Annotated in this window: 18 protein-coding genes; 7 read left to right on the forward strand and 11 right to left on the reverse strand. The window is 69.0% G+C overall.

The features are described 5' to 3' along the window. Window positions 1-26 precede the first annotated feature (26 nt). Together dut and coaBC are read right to left on the reverse strand one after the other, a co-directional pair. Window positions 27-482, reverse strand: a complete 456-nt coding sequence (gene dut, locus M8231_RS13875; protein WP_249749477.1) for a dUTP diphosphatase — start codon at window positions 480-482, stop codon at window positions 27-29. After that, entirely contained in the window at window positions 479-1,708 is a 1,230-nt protein-coding gene (gene coaBC, locus M8231_RS13880) for a bifunctional phosphopantothenoylcysteine decarboxylase/phosphopantothenate--cysteine ligase CoaBC (protein WP_249749476.1), read from the reverse strand. The genes dut and coaBC overlap by 4 nt, the downstream gene beginning before the upstream one ends. A gap of 110 nt (window positions 1,709-1,818) precedes the next feature. On the opposite strand from coaBC, the gene M8231_RS13885 reads away from it, so the two are divergent. Beyond that, window positions 1,819-2,337, forward strand: a complete 519-nt coding sequence (locus M8231_RS13885; RefSeq protein ID WP_249749475.1) for an S-type pyocin family protein — start codon at window positions 1,819-1,821, stop codon at window positions 2,335-2,337. A gap of 34 nt (window positions 2,338-2,371) precedes the next feature. Further along, complete coding sequence (locus M8231_RS13890) at window positions 2,372-3,232, forward strand: haloacid dehalogenase-like hydrolase (RefSeq protein WP_249749474.1); 861 nt, start codon at window positions 2,372-2,374, stop codon at window positions 3,230-3,232. A gap of 3 nt (window positions 3,233-3,235) precedes the next feature. Here M8231_RS13890 and zapE read toward each other — a convergent pair whose 3' ends face one another. Further along, window positions 3,236-4,333, reverse strand: coding sequence for a cell division protein ZapE (gene zapE / locus M8231_RS13895; RefSeq protein WP_249749473.1), 1,098 nt, complete (start codon window positions 4,331-4,333; stop codon window positions 3,236-3,238). Window positions 4,334-4,485: 152 nt separating this feature from the next. Here zapE and M8231_RS13900 point away from each other — a divergent pair, with 152 nt between their 5' ends. Together M8231_RS13900 and rarD are read left to right on the forward strand one after the other, a co-directional pair. Continuing rightward, the gene (locus tag M8231_RS13900) at window positions 4,486-5,532 is read left to right on the forward strand and encodes an aspartate-semialdehyde dehydrogenase (protein WP_249749472.1); all 1,047 of its coding nucleotides are present in this window, start codon (window positions 4,486-4,488) and stop codon (window positions 5,530-5,532) included. Window positions 5,533-5,586: 54 nt separating this feature from the next. Further along, entirely contained in the window at window positions 5,587-6,507 is a 921-nt protein-coding gene (rarD, locus tag M8231_RS13905; protein ID WP_249749471.1) for an EamA family transporter RarD, read from the forward strand. On the opposite strand, the gene M8231_RS13910 is transcribed toward rarD, so the two are convergent. The 8 genes from M8231_RS13910 to M8231_RS13945 form a co-directional block, all read right to left on the reverse strand. Further along, window positions 6,504-7,637, reverse strand: a complete 1,134-nt coding sequence (locus M8231_RS13910; protein WP_250201735.1) for a serine hydrolase domain-containing protein — start codon at window positions 7,635-7,637, stop codon at window positions 6,504-6,506. The genes rarD and M8231_RS13910 overlap by 4 nt on opposite strands. A gap of 577 nt (window positions 7,638-8,214) precedes the next feature. Further along, a complete protein-coding gene (locus M8231_RS13915) occupies window positions 8,215-8,484 on the reverse strand; it encodes an ATP synthase F1 subunit epsilon (RefSeq protein ID WP_249749469.1) in 270 nt (89 codons plus the stop codon). A gap of 2 nt (window positions 8,485-8,486) precedes the next feature. Further along, window positions 8,487-10,022, reverse strand: coding sequence for a F0F1 ATP synthase subunit beta (gene atpD / locus M8231_RS13920; protein ID WP_249749468.1), 1,536 nt, complete (start codon window positions 10,020-10,022; stop codon window positions 8,487-8,489). A 19-nt stretch (window positions 10,023-10,041) separates the two neighbouring features. Next, on the reverse strand, window positions 10,042-10,404 hold the full coding sequence (locus M8231_RS13925; RefSeq protein ID WP_250201736.1) for a type II toxin-antitoxin system VapC family toxin: 363 nt from the start codon (window positions 10,402-10,404) through the stop codon (window positions 10,042-10,044). Between the two features lie 2 nt (window positions 10,405-10,406). Next, on the reverse strand, window positions 10,407-10,673 hold the full coding sequence (locus M8231_RS13930; protein ID WP_249749466.1) for a FitA-like ribbon-helix-helix domain-containing protein: 267 nt from the start codon (window positions 10,671-10,673) through the stop codon (window positions 10,407-10,409). A gap of 45 nt (window positions 10,674-10,718) precedes the next feature. After that, complete coding sequence (locus M8231_RS13935) at window positions 10,719-11,597, reverse strand: F0F1 ATP synthase subunit gamma (RefSeq protein ID WP_249749465.1); 879 nt, start codon at window positions 11,595-11,597, stop codon at window positions 10,719-10,721. A 33-nt stretch (window positions 11,598-11,630) separates the two neighbouring features. After that, complete coding sequence (gene atpA, locus M8231_RS13940; protein ID WP_249749464.1) at window positions 11,631-13,163, reverse strand: F0F1 ATP synthase subunit alpha; 1,533 nt, start codon at window positions 13,161-13,163, stop codon at window positions 11,631-11,633. Window positions 13,164-13,232: 69 nt separating this feature from the next. Beyond that, complete coding sequence (locus tag M8231_RS13945; RefSeq protein ID WP_249749463.1) at window positions 13,233-13,787, reverse strand: F0F1 ATP synthase subunit delta; 555 nt, start codon at window positions 13,785-13,787, stop codon at window positions 13,233-13,235. Between the two features lie 326 nt (window positions 13,788-14,113). Here M8231_RS13945 and M8231_RS13950 point away from each other — a divergent pair, with 326 nt between their 5' ends. Genes M8231_RS13950 through M8231_RS13960 form a run of 3 tightly spaced genes read left to right on the forward strand, consistent with a single transcriptional unit; the run spans window position 14,114 to window position 16,717 of the window. Then, window positions 14,114-14,965 carry a TerC family protein gene (locus M8231_RS13950; RefSeq protein ID WP_250201737.1) on the forward strand — a complete coding sequence of 284 codons (852 nt, stop codon included), beginning with the start codon at window positions 14,114-14,116 and terminating at the stop codon, window positions 14,963-14,965. Window positions 14,966-14,968: 3 nt separating this feature from the next. Continuing rightward, a complete protein-coding gene (locus M8231_RS13955; RefSeq protein ID WP_250201738.1) occupies window positions 14,969-15,766 on the forward strand; it encodes a glutaminyl-peptide cyclotransferase in 798 nt (265 codons plus the stop codon). Window positions 15,767-15,817: 51 nt separating this feature from the next. Beyond that, window positions 15,818-16,717: a hydrogen peroxide-inducible genes activator gene (locus M8231_RS13960; RefSeq protein WP_250202622.1), complete on the forward strand. Its 900-nt coding sequence runs from the start codon at window positions 15,818-15,820 to the stop codon at window positions 16,715-16,717. Window positions 16,718-16,798: the final 81 nt, after the last annotated feature.

The raw sequence follows: 16,798 nt of genomic DNA on the forward strand, positions 1-16,798 counted from the left end.
CGCTCAAGCCCCTCTCTGGGAAAACGTCACCGCCCCGTGGAGCCGAAGCCGCCGGCGCCGCGCGCGGTGTCGTCCAGCGCCTCGACCTCGACCCAGTCGGCGCGCTCGTGCCGGGCGATGACCAGCTGGGCGATGCGCTCGCCGCGACGGATGACGAAGGGTTCGGCGCCGATGTTGGCCAGGATCACGCCGCACTCGCCGCGATAGTCGCTGTCGATGGTGCCCGGCGCATTGGGGCAGACGATGCCGTGCTTCAGCGCCAGGCCCGAGCGCGCCCGCACCTGCGCCTCATACCCCAGCGGCAGGGCGATCTTCAGCCCCGTGGGCACCAGCGCCCGCTGCCCCGGCGCCAGGGTCATCGGCTGGTCCTCGGGCACCGCCGCGCGCAGGTCCATGCCGGCCGATCCCGCCGTCTCATAGGCCGGAAGCGGCAGGCCTTCCGAATGGGGCAGACGCTGGATCTGGACGCGGGTGACGGTCATGCGGGGTCCTTGAATTGTTCGGCGATGCGGGCCGCCAGGCGACGGGCGATGGCGGTCTTGGATTGGCGCGGCCAGGTCTCGACGCCCGAGGCCGTGACCAGCAGCACGGTGTTGCCGTCCGAGCCGAACACTTCGTCCGAGACGTCGTTGCCGACGATCCAGTCGCAGCCCTTCCTCGACAGCTTGGCGCGGGCGTTGGCCTCCAGGTCCTGGGTCTCGGCGGCGAAGCCGATCACCAGTTTCGGCCGGTTCCGACCGGGACGCGACAGCCCCGCCAGGATGTCGGGGTTCTCGACCAGGGACAGGGTCGGCGGCCCGCCCGGCGCCTTCTTGATCTTGGCGCCGGCGACGGTGTCGATGCGCCAGTCGGCGACGGCGGCCGACAGCACGGCGATGTCGGCGGGAAGGGCGTCCTGCGTCGCCTTCTGCATCTCCAGCGCGCTTTCGACGTCGATCCGGTTCACGCCGACGGGCGCGCCCAGGGCGGTCGGTCCCGACACCAGGGTCACGGCGCAGCCCAGCTCAGCCAGGGCGGCGGCGACGGCGTAGCCCTGCTTGCCGCTGGAGCGATTGGTCAGGCCCCGCACGGGGTCGATGGGCTCGAAGGTGGGGCCGGCCGTCACCACCGCGCGGCGCCCCGTCAGGGGCCGCCCCGCCGCCCCCGCCATCAGCCCCTGGATCGCCTCCAGGATCGCCGCCGGCTCGGCCATCCGGCCCGGGCCGAACTCGCCGCACGCCATCTCGCCCTCGTCCGGTCCGACCACGGTGACGCCGTGGAAGCCGTCGAAGCCCTTCAGCCGCTCGACATTGGCCTGGACCGCCGGGTGCAGCCACATCCGCACGTTCATCGCCGGCGCCAGCAGCACCCGCTTGTCGGTCGCGATCAGGGTGGTGGAAGCCAGGTCGTCGGCCATCCCATTGGCCGCCTTGGCGATCAGCCCGGCCGTCGCCGGCGCCACCACCACCAGGTCCGCCCACCGCGACAGCTCGATATGGCCCATGGTCGTCTCTTCGTCCGGATGGAACAGGCCCGACCGCACCGGATGGCCGCTGAGCGCCGCCAGCGACAGGGGCGTGACAAACTGGGCCCCGGACTCGGTCAGGATCACCCGCGTCTCGCCGCCCGCCTTGGCGATCAGCCGCACCAGTTCCAGCGCCTTGTAGGCGGCGATGCCGCCTCCGACGATCAGCAGCACCTTGCGGTTCGAAAGCGGGCGCATGTCCATGCCTCTGCTCTAGCGGCCCGTCATGACGGCGTCGAGACGCCGAAAGAGAACATTGCAGGAACAACAAAGTTGTGCTTTCGTCGCGTCCAGCGGGTGATGGAGGGACCAGAATGAACACGCTGAAGACGGGATCGGCCGCCCTGGCGGTCATGGCCTTGTTGACGACGGCCGGCTGCGACAACGCCTCGGCGGTCCAGACGCGAGAGCGGGCGGAGGTCGAGGCGGTCCAGCCGATCGGCTTGGCCGCAACGTCGACGGAGGCGGCGGCCGCCCCGGACCAGGCGGCCACGCCCGTCCTGACCGCCAGCCGGCGCGAGACCGTCGACGCCAAGATCGCCCGCCTTTACGAGCGCAACGGCGCGGATTTCGCGGCCCGCTCGCCCCAGGATTATCTGGCCAAGGTCGAGGCCTTCACCGCCAAACCGCCGGCGGGCACCGAGACGGCCAAGCGGCCCAACGGCGACACCCTGCTCTACCAGGCCTCGACCAACACCTTCGCGGTCGTCGCGCGCGACGGCACGCCGCGCACCATGTTCAAGCCGACGACGGGGGCCGACTACTGGGCCGAGCAGAAGGCCGCGGCCCCGACCTTCGGCCAGCGTCGGCAATCGACGACGGACGCCGGCTGATATAGAGGCGGGGTCTGACAGAGGATCCCGCCGCATGGACGCCCCCGCCTTCGACACCCCGCCGCTGAAGACCGCCCTGATCTATGATTTCGACGGGACCCTGGCGCGCGGCAACATGCAGGAGGTCAGCTTCATCCCCTCCGTCGGCATGGGCATCGGCGACTTCTGGGAGGAGGCCGAGCGCCTGACCCGCCAGGCCGACGGCGACGGCATCCTGATGTACATGCAGCTGATGCTGCATCACGCCCGCCAGAACGGCCGGCCGGTGACGCGCGAGACCCTGCGCGACCACGGCCGCGAGGTGGCGCTGTTCGAGGGGCTGAAGGACCTGAGCTGGTTCGAGCGGATGAACGCCTTCGGGGCGCGCTACAATCTGGATATCGAGCACTACATCGTCTCCGCCGGTCTGGAGGAGATGATCGAGGGCACGCCGATCCGGTCGGCCCTGACCCATGTCTTCGCGTCGCACTACGTCTATGACGACAAGGGCGAGGCCGCCTGGCCGGCGGTGGGCGTCAACTACACCACCAAGACCCAGTACCTGTTCCGCATCAACAAGGGCGTGAAGAACCACTGGGAGCACGAGCGCATCAACCACTTCATCCCCGACGACGAACGCCCCGTGCCGTTCGAGCGGATGATCTTCATCGGCGACGGCGACACCGACGTGCCGACCATGAAGATGATGCACACCAAGGGCGGCTTCTCGATCGCGGTGTACGACCCGCGCTCGAACGAGCGGGACCAGAAGAAGGTCTACAGCCTGATTTCCGAGGACCGGGTCAACTTCGTCGCCGCCGCCGACTATCGCGAGGGCTCGGCGCTGGACCTGATCGTCAAGGGCCTGGTCGGCCGCATCGCCATCACCGCCGGCACCATGCCGGCCGGCGTCTGAGCCTCAGTCGTCCTCGCGGACGTGGGCCAGCCAGTCCTGGCTCTGCATCTCGTTGAAGCGCGAGACGGTGCGCTCGAACTCGAAGGCGCCGACGCCCTGGGTGTAGAGCGCCTCGGGCCGGGCGGCGGCCAGGACGATCAGCCTGGTCCTGGCCTCGTAGAGGGCGTCCACCAGCGTCACCAGCCGGCGCGCCTCGTGATGGTTGGCCGGCCCCAGGATCGGCACGTCCTCCAGGAACAGGGTGTGGAACCGCTTGGCGATCGCCAGATAGTCCTGCGGCCCCAGCGCCCGGCCGCACAGTTCGGCGAAGGTCGCGCGCGCCATCGCGCCCACGGTCCTGGGCAGGGTCACGTCGCGCCCCAGCACCGTCAGATGCGCCGGCTCCTCGGGCTCGCCGCCCTTCAGCTCGCGCCACAGGGCCTCGAATGCGGCACGGTCGTCGGGGGTGTGCCAGACCTGGGACGAGGACAGCCGGTCCAGCCGCCAGTCGCGCGCGCCGGCCGTCTCCACCACCACGCAGCGCTGGCGGATGATGTCGATGAAGGGGGTGAAGAGCTGGCGGTTGATTCCGTTCTTGTAGAGGTCCTCCGGCGCGCGGTTGGAGGTGATGGCCAGGACCACGCGATCCTCGAACAGGGCCTCGAACAGCCGGCCCAGGATCATGGCGTCGGCGATGTCGGTGACCTGCAGTTCGTCGAAGCACAGCAGCCGCGCCTCGGACGCGATCAGCTTCGCGACCGGCGGGATCGGGTCGTCGCCCTTGTGGGTCCCGAACACGGCCTTCCGGGCCCTGGCGTCGCCCTCGCGCCACTGACGCACCAGGTCGTGGACCCGCGCCATGAAGGCGTGGAAGTGGGCGCGCGTCTTCCGCGGCTCGGGCGTGGCCGAATAGAACAGGTCCATCAGCATGGACTTGCCCCGGCCGGGCGGCCCCCACAGATAGACGCCCTGCACCTCCGGCGGGCGGCCGAACAGGCCGCGTTTGGCCAGGTCCGTCTCCAGCCGCTCCAGGGCGGCGATCACCCCCTGCTGGGCGGGATCGGGCGTCAGCACGCCCTCGTCCACGCGGATGTCGTAGGCGCTGCGGATGCGGGAGGTCATGCAGCCCTGCTTAAAGGCCGGGGCAGCGAAAAGCGATTGCTTCGCGGCCGCGAAAGCCTAATTGCAGAGCGCTTCTCCAAACACACAATCGTCGCGCTGAAGCAGCGAGGCTCCGCGAGCCGAGCGTCAGCGCGTCCGAAGGACTGACACAGATGGGTTATCGCGTCGCGATCGTCGGGGCCACGGGCAATGTGGGCCGCGAAATGCTGAACATCCTGGAGGAAGTGAACTTCCCCGTGGACGAACTGCACGCCATCGCCTCGCGAAAATCCAAGGGCGTCGAGGTCTCCTTCGGCGACAGGACCGTCAAGTGCCAGGACATCGAGCAGTTCGACTTCTCCAAGGTCGACATCGTGCTGATGTCGGCGGGCGGCGGCGTGTCGCGCGAATGGTCCGAGAAGATCGGCAAGGCCGGCCCCATCGTGATCGACAACTCCTCGGCCTTCCGCAAGGACCCGGACGTGCCGCTGATCGTGCCCGAGGTGAACCCTGACGCGGTCAAGGACGCGAAGAAGAAGAACATCATCGCCAACCCCAACTGCTCGACCGCCCAGCTGGTCGTGGCGCTGAAGCCGCTGCACGACGCGGCGAAGATCAAGCGGGCGGTGGTGTCGACCTATCAGTCGGTGTCCGGCGCGGGCAAGGAAGGCATGGACGAGCTGTGGAACCAGACCAAGGCCATCTACGGCCTGGGCGACGCCACGCCCAAGAAGTTCCCCAAGCAGATCGCCTTCAACGTCATCCCCTTCATCGGCGCCTTCCAGGACGACGGCTACACCGACGAGGAACAGAAGATGTGGAACGAGACGCACAAGATGCTCGATCCGAACATCAAGCTGACGGTGACCTGCGTGCGGGTGCCGGTCTTCGTCGGCCATTCCGAGGCCGTGACGGTCGAGTTCGACCGGCCGATCGAGCCGGACGAGGCCCGCGCCATCCTGCGCGAGGCGCCGGGCGTGCTGGTCGTCGATAAGCAGGAGCACGACGGCTACATCACCCCGGTGGACGCCGCCGGCGAGTTCGCCGTTTACGTGTCGCGGATCCGCAAGGACCCGACGGTCGAGAACGGCCTGAGCTTCTGGGTGGTGTCGGACAATCTGCGCAAGGGGGCGGCCCTGAACGCGGTCCAGATCGCCCAGCTGCTGGACGAGACGGGGACGATCAAGTCCTCGACCGGCTATCGCACCCTGACGGTCTGACCCCATATGCCGCCGGGCGGGCCTCCCCTGCCCGGCGGACCAAGGACGCTTTCGATGTCGCCCAGCCCGACCGACCCGCGCGCGGTCGCGACCGCGGTCGCCTGCTACACCCTGTGGGGCCTGCTGCCGCTGCTGTTCATGGCCATGGCGGGGGCGGGGTTCGCCGCGCCCGAGATCCTGGCGCACCGGGCGGTGTGGTCGGTGTTCGTCGCCGGCCTGGTCCTGCTGCTGGCAGGCCAGTGGGGCGAGGCGCGGGCGGTGCTGGCCCGGCCGCGCACCTTCGGCTGGCTGGTGCTGTCGGCGGTGATGATCGCGACGAACTGGAGCCTCTACGTCTTCGCCACGACGCACCACGCGACGCTGGAGGCCAGCCTGGGCTATTACATCAACCCGCTGCTCAACATGGCGGCGGGGGCGGTGCTGTTCCGCGAGCGGATCGACCGGCTGAGCGGCGTCGCCATCGGTCTGGCCGCCGTGGGGGTGGCGATCCAGACCGTGGCGCTGGGCCATGTGCCGATCATCGGCCTGACGCTGGCGATCACTTTCTGCGCCTATGCGGTGATCCGGAAACGGGTCGCGGCCTCGGCGCAGACGGGGCTGTTCGTCGAGTGCCTGGTGCTGCTGCCCGTCGGCGGACTGTTCCTGGCGTGGCTGGCGACGCATGGGCAGGCGGTGGGCTTCTCCTCCCCGGCCGGGCTGGCCTGGGCGCTGGTCAACGGGCCGGCGACGGTGATCCCGCTGGTCCTGTTCGCCTGGTCGGCGCGGCGGCTGCCGCTGTCGACGGTGGGCTTCATCCAGTTCCTGGCCCCGACGCTGCAGTTCGCCTGCGGGGTCTGGGCGGGAGAGGCGCTGACGCCGCTGCGGGTCGTCTCCTTCGTCTTCATCTGGGCCGGAGCCGGCGTCTTCGCCCTGGCCGCCTTCCTGCGCAGCCGGGCGGCCCGGCAGGCGATCCGGGAGACGGCCGAACCGGCCTAGAGCGCTTCGTAGAGGGCCTCCAGCAGCCTCACCGCGCGCGGATCGCCGATCAGGTGGGGCGACTGGCGGGTCATGACATAGGCGGCGGACAGGCGGCGCGACGGGTCCGCCATGGCCATGGAGCCGCCCCAGCCGTAGTGGCCCAGCGAGGCGCCCGGGCCGAAGACGTTCAGCCCGTCGTTGCGCATCAGGCCGGCGGCCCAGCTGATGACGAAGGGCAGGACCTTGTCCGGGCCGTGGATGCGCTCGCGGGTCAGCTGGCTCAGCGTGTCGGCCGACAGCACCGGGCGGTCGCCCAGATGTCCGTCGTTGGCGACCACGCCCAGCATCCGCGCCAGGCCCAGCGCCGTGCCGTGCAGATTGGCCGAGGGAATCTCCATCTTGCGCCATTCGGCCGAGCCGCGCCCGCCGGGGGCCGAGCCCCGGTCGAGGAAGGCGGCCTGCTTGATCGCGTCGATGGGGCCCAGGTCCGGGGCCGCGGTCGGCTTGCGCATCTGGGCCACGCGGCCGTGCTCGGCCTCCGGCAGGCCGATCCACAGGTCCAGGTCGGGAAAGTCCTGGCGCAGGGCCTGGCCCAGGGTGCGGCCGGTGGCGCGGCGGAACACCTCATTGGCCAGGTAGCCGACGGTGATGGGATGATAGCCCGAGGCCGCGCCCGGCGCCCACATCGGCGCCTGGGCCGCCAGCGTCTCCGCCACCGCCGCCGCGTCGAACCAGATCGCCGGATCGACCGCCTGGGAAAAGCCCGGCAGGCCGGACTGGTGGCTGAGCATCTGGGCGACGGTCACGTCCTGCTTGCCCTGGGCGGCGAAGGCCGGCCACAGGGAGGCGACGGTCTGGTCGTAGTCCAGGTCGCCGGCCTGGACCGCCGTGGCCATCAGCACCGCCATCACCGCCTTGCCGGTCGAGAACACCGGCGTCAGGGTCGTGTCGGTGAAGGGGATGGTCCGGGCGGTGTCGGCGTGGCCGGCCCAGAGGTCGACGACCGTCTCCCCCTCGATCAGCACGCTGAACCGCGCCGCCTGTTCGTTCAGCCCCTCGGGCGCGTCGGCGAAGTTGGCGGCGAAGGCGTCGCGGACGGCAGCGAAGCGCGGCGCGCAGGTTCCATGGATGTCGATGGCGTCGGTCATGGGACGGTCTTTAGCGCCTCGGCGGATCGATTTCAGACTCTCGAGCCGAAAAAGGGAGTCTGAATAGTGCGAATTGTCTGAAATCGGCCGTGTCGGGCGCGGTCGGCGATGCCAGACTCGGGAGCGGAAAGAGGGTCTGAATAGTGTGAATCGTCTGAAATCGGGCGGCGGCGGCGGCGTGTGAAGTGGCTGCAATGTCGTCCCCGGACTCGGTCCGCGATCCGACGACGATGGCATGGGTCGGGACCAGGGCGTGTCGATTAGCCCACGACGGACCCAGGTCGTTGGAATCGCGGGAGTCGGCGAATGGAAAAGGGATACGAAGCGGCGCGGCGCCCGCGCATCCGGCGCCTTTCCCATCTTCCCACGCTCGTCATCCTAGGGCCTGTCCCTAGGATCCATACGCCCGGTGTTCTCGCGGAGTGCGCCGACGTTCGACACCGGGCGTATGGATCCTCGCCACAAGGGCGAGGATGACGGGGAGTGGGTGGGAGCGAAGTGATCAGGTCGCCCCTCAGACGAAAAAGGCCTCCCGCCGGAGCGGAAGGCCTCTGATCGTTTCGATCCCGCGAGAGGATCAGGCCGCGACGACCTCTGTCGCTTCCTCGGCCAGGATGGTCAGGCCTTCGCCATTGACGTCGGCGAAGCCGCCCTTGACGTCGTAGCGGGTCGCGGAGCCGCCGTTGTAGACGGTCACAAGACCCTCGCGCAGGGCGGTCATGAAGGGGGCGTGGTCCGGCAGGACGCCGAAGTCGCCCTCGACGCCCGGCGCGTCCACCTGGTCCACGAGGCCCGAAAAGACCTCGCGTTCCGGCGAGACGAGGGAGAAGTTCAGCTTGGCGGCCATGATCAGGCGTCCGCCGCCATCTTCTCGGCCTTGGCCACGGCTTCCTCGATGGCGCCGACCATGTAGAAGGCGGCTTCCGGCAGGTGGTCGTATTCGCCGGCGACGATGCCCTTGAACGAGCGGATCGTGTCGGCCAGTTCGACGAACTTGCCGGGCGAGTTGGTGAACTGCTCGGCCACGAAGAAGGGCTGCGACAGGAAGCGCTGGATCTTGCGGGCGCGCGAGACGATCAGCTTGTCCTCTTCCGACAGCTCGTCCATGCCCAGGATGGCGATGATGTCCTTCAGGCCCTTGTACTGCTGCAGCACTTCCTGGACCGAACGGGCGACCTGATAGTGCTCTTCGCCGATGACCAGCGGATCCATGATCCGCGAGGTCGAGTCCAGCGGGTCGACGGCCGGGAAGATGGCCTGGGCGGCGATGTCGCGCGACAGCATGGTGGTCGCGTCCAGGTGGGCGAAGGAGGCGGCGGGCGCCGGGTCGGTGGGGTCGTCGGCGGGGACGTAGATGGCCTGGACCGAGGTGATCGAGCCCTTCTTGGTCGAGGTGATGCGCTCCTGCAGGTTGCCCATCTCGGTGGCCAGGGTGGGCTGATAGCCCACGGCCGACGGGATACGGCCCAGCAGGGCCGACACTTCGGAACCGGCTTGCGTGAAGCGGAAGATGTTGTCGACGAACAGCAGCACGTCCTTGCCTTCCTCGTCGCGGAAGTACTCGGCCTGGGCCAGGCCCGTCAGGGCGACGCGGGCGCGGGCGCCGGGGGGCTCGTTCATCTGGCCGTAGACCAGGGCGCACTTGGAGCCCTCGGTCGAGCCGTTGTTCTTGGACGGGTCGACGTTCACGTTCGACTCGATCATCTCGTGATACAGGTCGTTGCCCTCGCGGGTGCGCTCGCCCACGCCGGCCAGGACCGAATAACCGCCGTACGCCTTGGCGATGTTGTTGATCAGCTCCTGCATGGTCACGGTCTTGCCCACGCCGGCGCCGCCGAACAGGCCGATCTTGCCGCCCTTGGTGTAGGGGCAGATCAGGTCGATGACCTTGATGCCGGTGACCAGGATTTCCGACGAGGTGGTCTGCTCCTCGAACGAGGGCGCCTCGCGGTGGATCGGGCGGTATTCGGTGGTCTTGATCGGGCCGGCTTCGTCGATCGGCTGGCCGACGACGTTCATGATGCGGCCCAGCACGCCCGGGCCGACCGGGGTCTGGATCGAGGTGCCGGTGTCCGACACCGGCTGGCCGCGGGTCAGGCCCTCGGTCGTGTCCATCGCGATGGTGCGGACCATGTTCTCGCCCAGGTGCTGGGCGACTTCCAGGACCAGGGTGAAGGGCTCGCCCGTCTTCTGGTCGATGTTCTGGGTGTGCAGGGCGTTCAGGATCGCCGGCAGGTGGCCGTCGAACTCCACGTCGACGACGGCGCCGATGACCTGGGCGATGCGGCCGGCGGAGGCGGCGGTCACCGGGGCGGCGGCGGGGGCGACCTTTTTGGCGGCCGGCTTGCGGGCGGCGGGCTTCTTGGGGGCGACGGTGTCGGTCATCGGGTCAGGGCCTTCAGGCTTATCGAATCAGTTCGAGGGGAACGCTGACATCGAGCTTTGCCCAGTCGGTGTCGGCGGTGATGAGGGGTTCGTTGCGCTCTTCTCCGAGCGCGATGCAGAAGCGGTCGCCCAGCGACAGATCCTTGATCCCAGCGCGGGCGCCGGCGTTCCGGGCCTGGCCCAGGGTGGTTTCGACCGGGTTGAGGTCCAGCGAATCGAGGATCAGGTCGATCTCGGCGTCGTTCCGTCCGTCGCGGACCAGGCGGCTGATCACCTCCGCCAGATTGACGTGCGAGATGACGGCGTCGGGCAGGCGGGCGGCGACGACTTCGGACCCGCGTTCGCGTTTGATGACAGCCAGGACGGCCGAGGCGTCGATCACGCTCATTCGCCGCGCTCCGCAGCCTGGCGACGTTCGACGATAAAGTCATCGACGGTCCAGTCGGGCCGTTTGCCCGCATAGGCCTGCAGAACGGCGGCGTCGATCCTGGCCAACCGTTCCTGAGCCGTCAGCGCGGGCTTCTCAGGCCTGAAGGTCTGCTCCAGGGCGACGCGCACCTCGGCCTCCATGCTCCGGCCATGACGCGCGGCCGCGACGCGGATCGCGTCACGGGTCGAGTCGGGCAGGTTGCGGACGGTGAGGGTGGCCATGGCCTTTAGATGGTCAGTGCTGTCGTTGCTGTCAATGCTGTCAGATCAAAGCGCTTCGGCGCCGGCGATGATCTCGATCAGCTCGGTGGTGATCTGGGCCTGGCGCTTGCGGTTGAACTGCAGCGTCAGGGCGTTGATGAGGTCGCCGGCGTTGCGCGTGGCGTTGTCCATCGCCGCCATCTGCGAGCCGAAGAAGCCGGCCTGGTTCTCGTACAGGGCGGCCAGGATCTGGGTCGTCAGGTTGCGCGGCAGCAGGGTTTCCAGGATTTCCTCTTCCGAGGGCTCGTATTCATAGACCGCGCCGTTCAGGTCGATCGGGGCGGCGTCGCCTTCCACCACCGCCGGGATCAGCTGCTTGGCGGTCGGAACCTGGGAGATCACCGAGCGGAACTGGCTGTAGAACAGGGTGACCACGTCGGCCTGGCCGTCCTCGAACGCCGTGGCGATCATCTCGGCGATCGGCTGGGCCGAGGGCAGGCCGACGGTCTTGTGCTCGCTCAGTTCGAAGGTGCGGACCAGCCTGTCGCCATACAGACGCGCCAGCTGATCGCGCGACTTCTTGCCGACGGCGATGATCTTCACGTCCTTGCCCTGGGCGATCAGGCTGTTGATCCGCTCGCGCGCGGCGCGGATGACGTTGGTCGAGAAGCCGCCCGCCAGGCCCTTGTCGGCCGTGGCGACCACGATCAGGTGGCGCTGGTCATCGCCCGTGCCGGCCAGCAGCCGGGGCGCGTCGGCGCCCGAGACGCCGGCGGCCAGGTTGGCGATGACCGAGGCCATCTTCTGCGCATAGGGCCGGGCGCTTTCGGCCTGGTCCTGGGCGCGCTTCAGCTTGGCCGCGGCGACCATCTGCATGGCCTTCGTGATCTTCTGCGTGGCTTTCACGCTTCCGATCCGATTGCGCATTTCCTTGAGGCTGGCCATCCGGCGCTACTCTCTCAGCTTATCCGGTTGAACTCAGGCGAAGGTCTTGACGAAGGCCGCCAGGATGTCCTTCAGCTCGGCTTCCAGCTCGGGCGTCAGGTCCTTCTTGGCGCGGATGCCGTCCAGCAGCGAGGCGTGGTTCGCGTGGATGCGGGCCAGCAGCTCCTTCTCGAAGCGGCCGACGTCGGCCACGGCGATGCCGTCGATGTAGCCGCGCGTGCCGGCGTAGACCGAGACGACCTGCTCCTCCATCGCCAGCGGCGAGTATTGCGGCTGCTTCAGCAGCTCGGTCAGGCGCGCGCCGCGGGCCAAGAGCTTCTGGGTCGAGGCGTCCAGGTCCGAGCCGAACTTGGCGAAGGCGGCCATTTCCCGGTACTGGGCCAGTTCGCCCTTGATGGTGCCGGCGACCTTCTTCATCGCCTTGGTCTGGGCCGAGGAGCCCACGCGCGACACCGAGATGCCGACGTTCACGGCCGGGCGGATGCCCTGGTAGAACAGGTCGGATTCCAGGAAGATCTGGCCGTCGGTGATCGAGATGACGTTGGTCGGGATGTAGGCCGAGACGTCGTTGGCCTGGGTCTCGATGATCGGCAGGGCGGTCATGGAGCCGGCGCCGTAGTCGCCGTTCAGCTTGGCCGAACGCTCCAGCAGGCGGCTGTGCAGGTAGAAGACGTCGCCCGGATAGGCTTCGCGGCCCGGCGGACGGCGCAGCAGCAGCGACATCTGGCGATAGGCGACGGCCTGCTTGGACAGGTCGTCATAGACGATCAGGGCGTGCATGCCGTTGTCGCGGAAGAACTCGCCCATGGCGGTGCCCGAGAAGGGCGCCAGGAACTGCAGCGGGGCCGGGTCGGACGCGGTGGCGGCGACGACGATGGTGTATTCCAGCGCGCCGGACTCTTCGAGCGTCTTGACGATCTGGGCCACGGTCGAGCGCTTCTGGCCGACGGCGACGTAGATGCAGTAGAGCTTGGCGCTCTCGTCGTCGGTCTTGTTGACGTTCTTCTGGTTCAGGATGGTGTCGACGGCGACGGCGGTCTTGCCGACCTGACGGTCGCCGATGATCAGCTCGCGCTGGCCGCGGCCGACGGGGATCAGGGTGTCGATGGCCTTGAGGCCCGTCTGCATCGGCTCGTGCACCGACTTGCGCGGAATGATGCCCGGCGCCTTGACGTCGACGCGGCGGCGCTCGGTGAACTGGATCGGGCCCTTGCCGTCGATCGGCTCGCCCAGCGGGTTGACGACGCGGCCCAAGAGGCCCTTGCCGACCGGCACGTCCACGATCTCGCCCAGGCGGCGCACGTCGTCGCCCTCGGCGATGGCGGCGTCGGCGCCGAAGATCACCGCGCCCACGTTGTCGCGTTCCAGGTTCAGGGCCATGCCCTTCACGCCGGCCTTGGTGAACTCGACCATCTCGCCGGCCTGGACGTTGTCCAGACCGTGGATGCGGGCGATGCCGTCGCCGACCGACAGCACCTGGCCGACGTCGGAAACGTCGGCTTCGACGCCGAAGTTGGCGATCTGCGACTTGAGGATGGCCGAGATTTCAGCGGCGCGGATGTCCATGGGATCTCTCTGTCTTACGTCTTCTTCGGGGCGGGCCGGTCAGGCGCGCTGCATTTCAGGGTCGGCGCGTCAGGCGCGCTTGAGGGCGAACTTCATCTGGTCGAGCTTGGTCTTCAGCGAGGCGTCGAACAGCTTGGATCCGACCTTGATCTTCAGGCCGCCCAGGAGGGCCAGGTCGACCCGCGTGGTCAGTTCCGGCGCCTTGCCCAGGCTCTTGTTCAGGGCGGCCTCGATCGCGGCCAGCTGCCTGGCGTCCAGCGGCTGGGCCGAGACGACCTCGGCGGCGACGATGCCGGCGTGCTTGGCGTAGCGCGCCTGGAAGCCCGCGATCACGGCGGGCAGGTCGCGGGCGCGGCCGTTCTGGGCCAGCAGGCCCAGAAAGTTGGCGGTGGTCTTTTCGAACCCGGCCTTGGCGGCGATGGCGGTCAGGCCCTTGACCTGGTCGTCGGCGGCTATCACCGGCGAGGTCGCCAGGCGGCGCAGGTCCGCGCTGTCCAGCCAGGCCGCCTTCAGCGACGTCAGGTCGGCGCGAACGGCGTCAAGGCGCCCCGTCTCCAGCGCCAGGTCGAACAGCGCCTGTGCGTAGCGATCGCCGACTTCCGTCGTTCTGAATTCATCAGCCACTGATAAAGGGTCCGAAGTCGTTGTGTCAGGGTCGCGACCAGCGACGGTGCCGCGCCGGCCAAGAGCTTGAAATGCTTACGGAAAGCACGACAGGGGCCGTATCCGCAAACACGCCCCCCGCAAGCCGGGCGCCTGATAGCACGGGGTTTCGCCGCTCGCAACATTGTGTGATGGCCCCCAAAGGTCGCAGGTCCGGGAGCCGGCGCCGCCGCGGCGCGTTCAGCGACGCAGGCGCGACGGGGTGCGACCATCCGCCCCCGGCGGGCGCTTGATGGGGAACGACGGCGCCGCTACGCCAGCGGCTTCACTTCTTTATGGGAAATCCAATGTTCGAAGGCCTCGGCGCCATCTTCTCCGACCCCGCCGCCTGGGCGGCCCTGATCACCCTGGTGGTCATGGAGGTCGTGCTGGGGATCGACAACCTGATCTTCATCTCGATCCTGTCGAACAAGCTGCCCCCCGAACACCGCCAGCGCACGCGGCGCATCGGCATCGGCCTGGCCCTGTTCATGCGACTGGGCCTGCTGGCGACGATCGGCTGGATCGTGGGCCTGACGGCGCCGGTCTTCGACCTGGGCCTGTCCGGCGCCGGGTTCGAGACCGCCTTCAGCTGGCGCGACCTGATCCTGATCGCTGGCGGCCTGTTCCTGGTCTGGAAGGCGACCAAGGAGATCCACCATTCGGTCGACACCACGCCGTCCCACGACCTGCTGGAGAAGGACAAGAAGGACGTCGTCATCAACAACGTCGGTTCGGCCATCTTCCAGATCATCCTGCTGGACCTGGTGTTCTCGATCGACTCGATCCTGACGGCCGTCGGCATGACCGATCACGTGCCGATCATGATGATCGCCGTCGTCATCGCCGTGCTGTGCATGCTGCTGGCCGCCGACCCGCTGGCCAATTTCATCGACAAGAACCCGACCGTGGTCATGCTGGCCCTGGGCTTCCTGCTGATGATCGGCGCGGTGCTGATCGCCGACGGCTTCGGCGTCCATGTGCCCAAGGGCTACATCTATGCGGCCATGGCCTTCTCGGCCCTGGTCGAGGCGTTGAACATGATGTCCAGGAACGCCCAGTCCAAGAAGGCCAAGGCCCAGGCCGCCCGGGCCGAGGCCGACGCCGCCGAAGTCCGCGCCGAGAAGGCCGAGGCCGAGGCGGCGGCCGAGCAGGCCTGAGCCGTGGGTCGCCCGGCGAGACGCCCCTTCGTCTGGCCGGGCGCGCCCCTGCTGGCGCTGGCCCTGTTGCTGGCGCCGGCCGCCGTCGCCCGCGTTCCGGTCCAGGACTATGAGGTCGTGACCGCCTATCCGCACGATCCGACCGCCTTCACCGAGGGGCTGTTCGTGCGGGACGGCGCCCTGTTCGAGAGCACGGGCCTTTATCCGTCCTTCCTCCGCCAGGTCGAACTGGAGACCGGCCGGGTGGTGCGCCAGCGCGACCTGCCCACCGTCTATTTCGGCGAGGGCGTCGCCGCCATCGGCGAGCGGCTGTTCAGCCTGACGTGGCGCAACCACCTGGGCTTCGTCTGGCGGCTGGACGACTTTTCCCCGATGGGCGCCTTTTCCTATCCCGGAGAGGGCTGGGGCCTGACGACCGACGGGCGGCGGCTGGTGATGAGCGACGGCACCGACCAGATCCGCTTCATCGACCCGGACACCTTCGCCGAGACGGGGCGCGTCGCCGTCACCGCGGACGGCCGGCCGCTGGACCAGATCAACGAGCTGGAATGGGTCGACGGCGAGATCCTGGCCAACATCTGGCAGGACAGCCGCATCGCGCGGATCGACCCGGAGACGGGGGCGGTCAAGGCCTTCATCGACCTGGCCGCCCTGGCCCCGACCGGCCCCGAGGTCGACCCGAACGACGACGTGGCTAACGGCGTGGCCTGGGATGCGGCCGCGCGACGGCTGTACGTCACCGGCAAGCGCTGGCCGCGCCTGTACGAGATCCGGCTGAAGCCGCTGGCGAGTGCACAATAAACGCAGTCGATTGCTTTTGATTTAGCGATAGGGAGGGCCTATGTGGCGGTCATGCTCCCCACCCTGCGCCAACTCCAGTATCTGAAGCTCCTGGCCGAGCACGGCTCGTTCTCGCGCGCGGCCGAGGCGGCCCACGTCAGCCAGCCCGCCCTGAGCGCCGGGGTGCAGGAGCTGGAGCGCATCCTGGGCGCGCCCGTGGTCGAGCGCGCGCGGGGCAATGTCATCATGACCGCCGTGGGCGCCGAGGCCGTGCGCCGCGCCGAGGACGTGCTGGCCCGCACCGAGGACCTGGTCGAGGCGGCCAAGAACGCCGGCCGCCCCCTGTCGGGCCGGTTCCGGCTGGGCGTCATCCCGACCGTCGCCCCCTTCCTGCTGCCCGCCAAGCTGCCGCAGGTGAAGGCGGCCTATCCGAACCTGAAGCTGTTCATCCGCGAGGACCTGACGCCCCGGCTGATCGCGGGGCTGAAGGCCGGCCAGCTGGACGCGGCGGTGATCGCCCTGCCCTATGACGCGCCGGGCATCGCCCACGCGCGGATCGGCGACGACGAGATCCTGGCCGCCGCGCCGCGCGACCATCCGCTGGCCGCGCCGGGGCCGATCCGGCCCGGCTCGCTGAAGGCCGAGGACCTGATCCTGCTGGAGGACGGCCATTGCCTGCGCGACCAGGCCCTGGCGGCGCTGGAGATCGAGGCGCCGCGCGGGGACGACGTCTTCGCCGCCACCAGCCTGCACACCCTGGTGCAGATGGTCGGATCGGGCCTGGGGGTCTCCTTCCTGCCCCGGATGGCGGTGCAGGCGGGGCTGGCCGACAATCCGTCGGTCGCCGTGCGCGCCTTCGAGACCCCGGCGGGCGACGCGCCGCCCCGGCGCGAGATCGTCGTCGCCTGGCGCGCGGGCTCCAGCCGCGCGGCCGAGGCCAAGCTGCTGGCCGAGGCGCTGAAGCTGGACTGAGCGGTCGAGGCCCAAGGCTTGACGGACCGCGGGTCCCATCCCGGCGCCCGAGGTCAATCTTCGTCCTTCCGGGGCGGCCGC

The sequence above is a fragment of the Brevundimonas albigilva genome (assembly GCF_023573565.1).
GTDB lineage: Bacteria > Pseudomonadota > Alphaproteobacteria > Caulobacterales > Caulobacteraceae > Brevundimonas > Brevundimonas albigilva.

Excerpts from the sequence above, each read along its gene's own strand:
- M8231_RS13935 (WP_249749465.1), bottom strand. The coding sequence starts at position 11,597 with ATGGCCAGCCTCAAGGAAATGCGCAATCGGATCGGAAGCGTGAAAGCC.
- atpA (WP_249749464.1), bottom strand. The coding sequence starts at position 13,163 with ATGGACATCCGCGCCGCTGAAATCTCGGCCATCCTCAAGTCGCAGATC.
- M8231_RS13950 (WP_250201737.1), top strand. The coding sequence starts at position 14,114 with ATGTTCGAAGGCCTCGGCGCCATCTTCTCCGACCCCGCCGCCTGGGCG.
- M8231_RS13900 (WP_249749472.1), top strand. The coding sequence starts at position 4,486 with ATGGGTTATCGCGTCGCGATCGTCGGGGCCACGGGCAATGTGGGCCGC.
- M8231_RS13915 (WP_249749469.1), bottom strand. The coding sequence starts at position 8,484 with ATGGCCGCCAAGCTGAACTTCTCCCTCGTCTCGCCGGAACGCGAGGTC.
- M8231_RS13910 (WP_250201735.1), bottom strand. The coding sequence starts at position 7,637 with ATGACCGACGCCATCGACATCCATGGAACCTGCGCGCCGCGCTTCGCT.
- rarD (WP_249749471.1), top strand. The coding sequence starts at position 5,587 with ATGTCGCCCAGCCCGACCGACCCGCGCGCGGTCGCGACCGCGGTCGCC.
- M8231_RS13930 (WP_249749466.1), bottom strand. The coding sequence starts at position 10,673 with ATGGCCACCCTCACCGTCCGCAACCTGCCCGACTCGACCCGTGACGCG.
- M8231_RS13960 (WP_250202622.1), top strand. The coding sequence starts at position 15,818 with ATGCTCCCCACCCTGCGCCAACTCCAGTATCTGAAGCTCCTGGCCGAG.
- M8231_RS13885 (WP_249749475.1), top strand. The coding sequence starts at position 1,819 with ATGAACACGCTGAAGACGGGATCGGCCGCCCTGGCGGTCATGGCCTTG.
- atpD (WP_249749468.1), bottom strand. The coding sequence starts at position 10,022 with ATGACCGACACCGTCGCCCCCAAGAAGCCCGCCGCCCGCAAGCCGGCC.
- zapE (WP_249749473.1), bottom strand. The coding sequence starts at position 4,333 with ATGACCTCCCGCATCCGCAGCGCCTACGACATCCGCGTGGACGAGGGC.
- coaBC (WP_249749476.1), bottom strand. The coding sequence starts at position 1,708 with ATGGACATGCGCCCGCTTTCGAACCGCAAGGTGCTGCTGATCGTCGGA.
- M8231_RS13890 (WP_249749474.1), top strand. The coding sequence starts at position 2,372 with ATGGACGCCCCCGCCTTCGACACCCCGCCGCTGAAGACCGCCCTGATC.
- dut (WP_249749477.1), bottom strand. The coding sequence starts at position 482 with ATGACCGTCACCCGCGTCCAGATCCAGCGTCTGCCCCATTCGGAAGGC.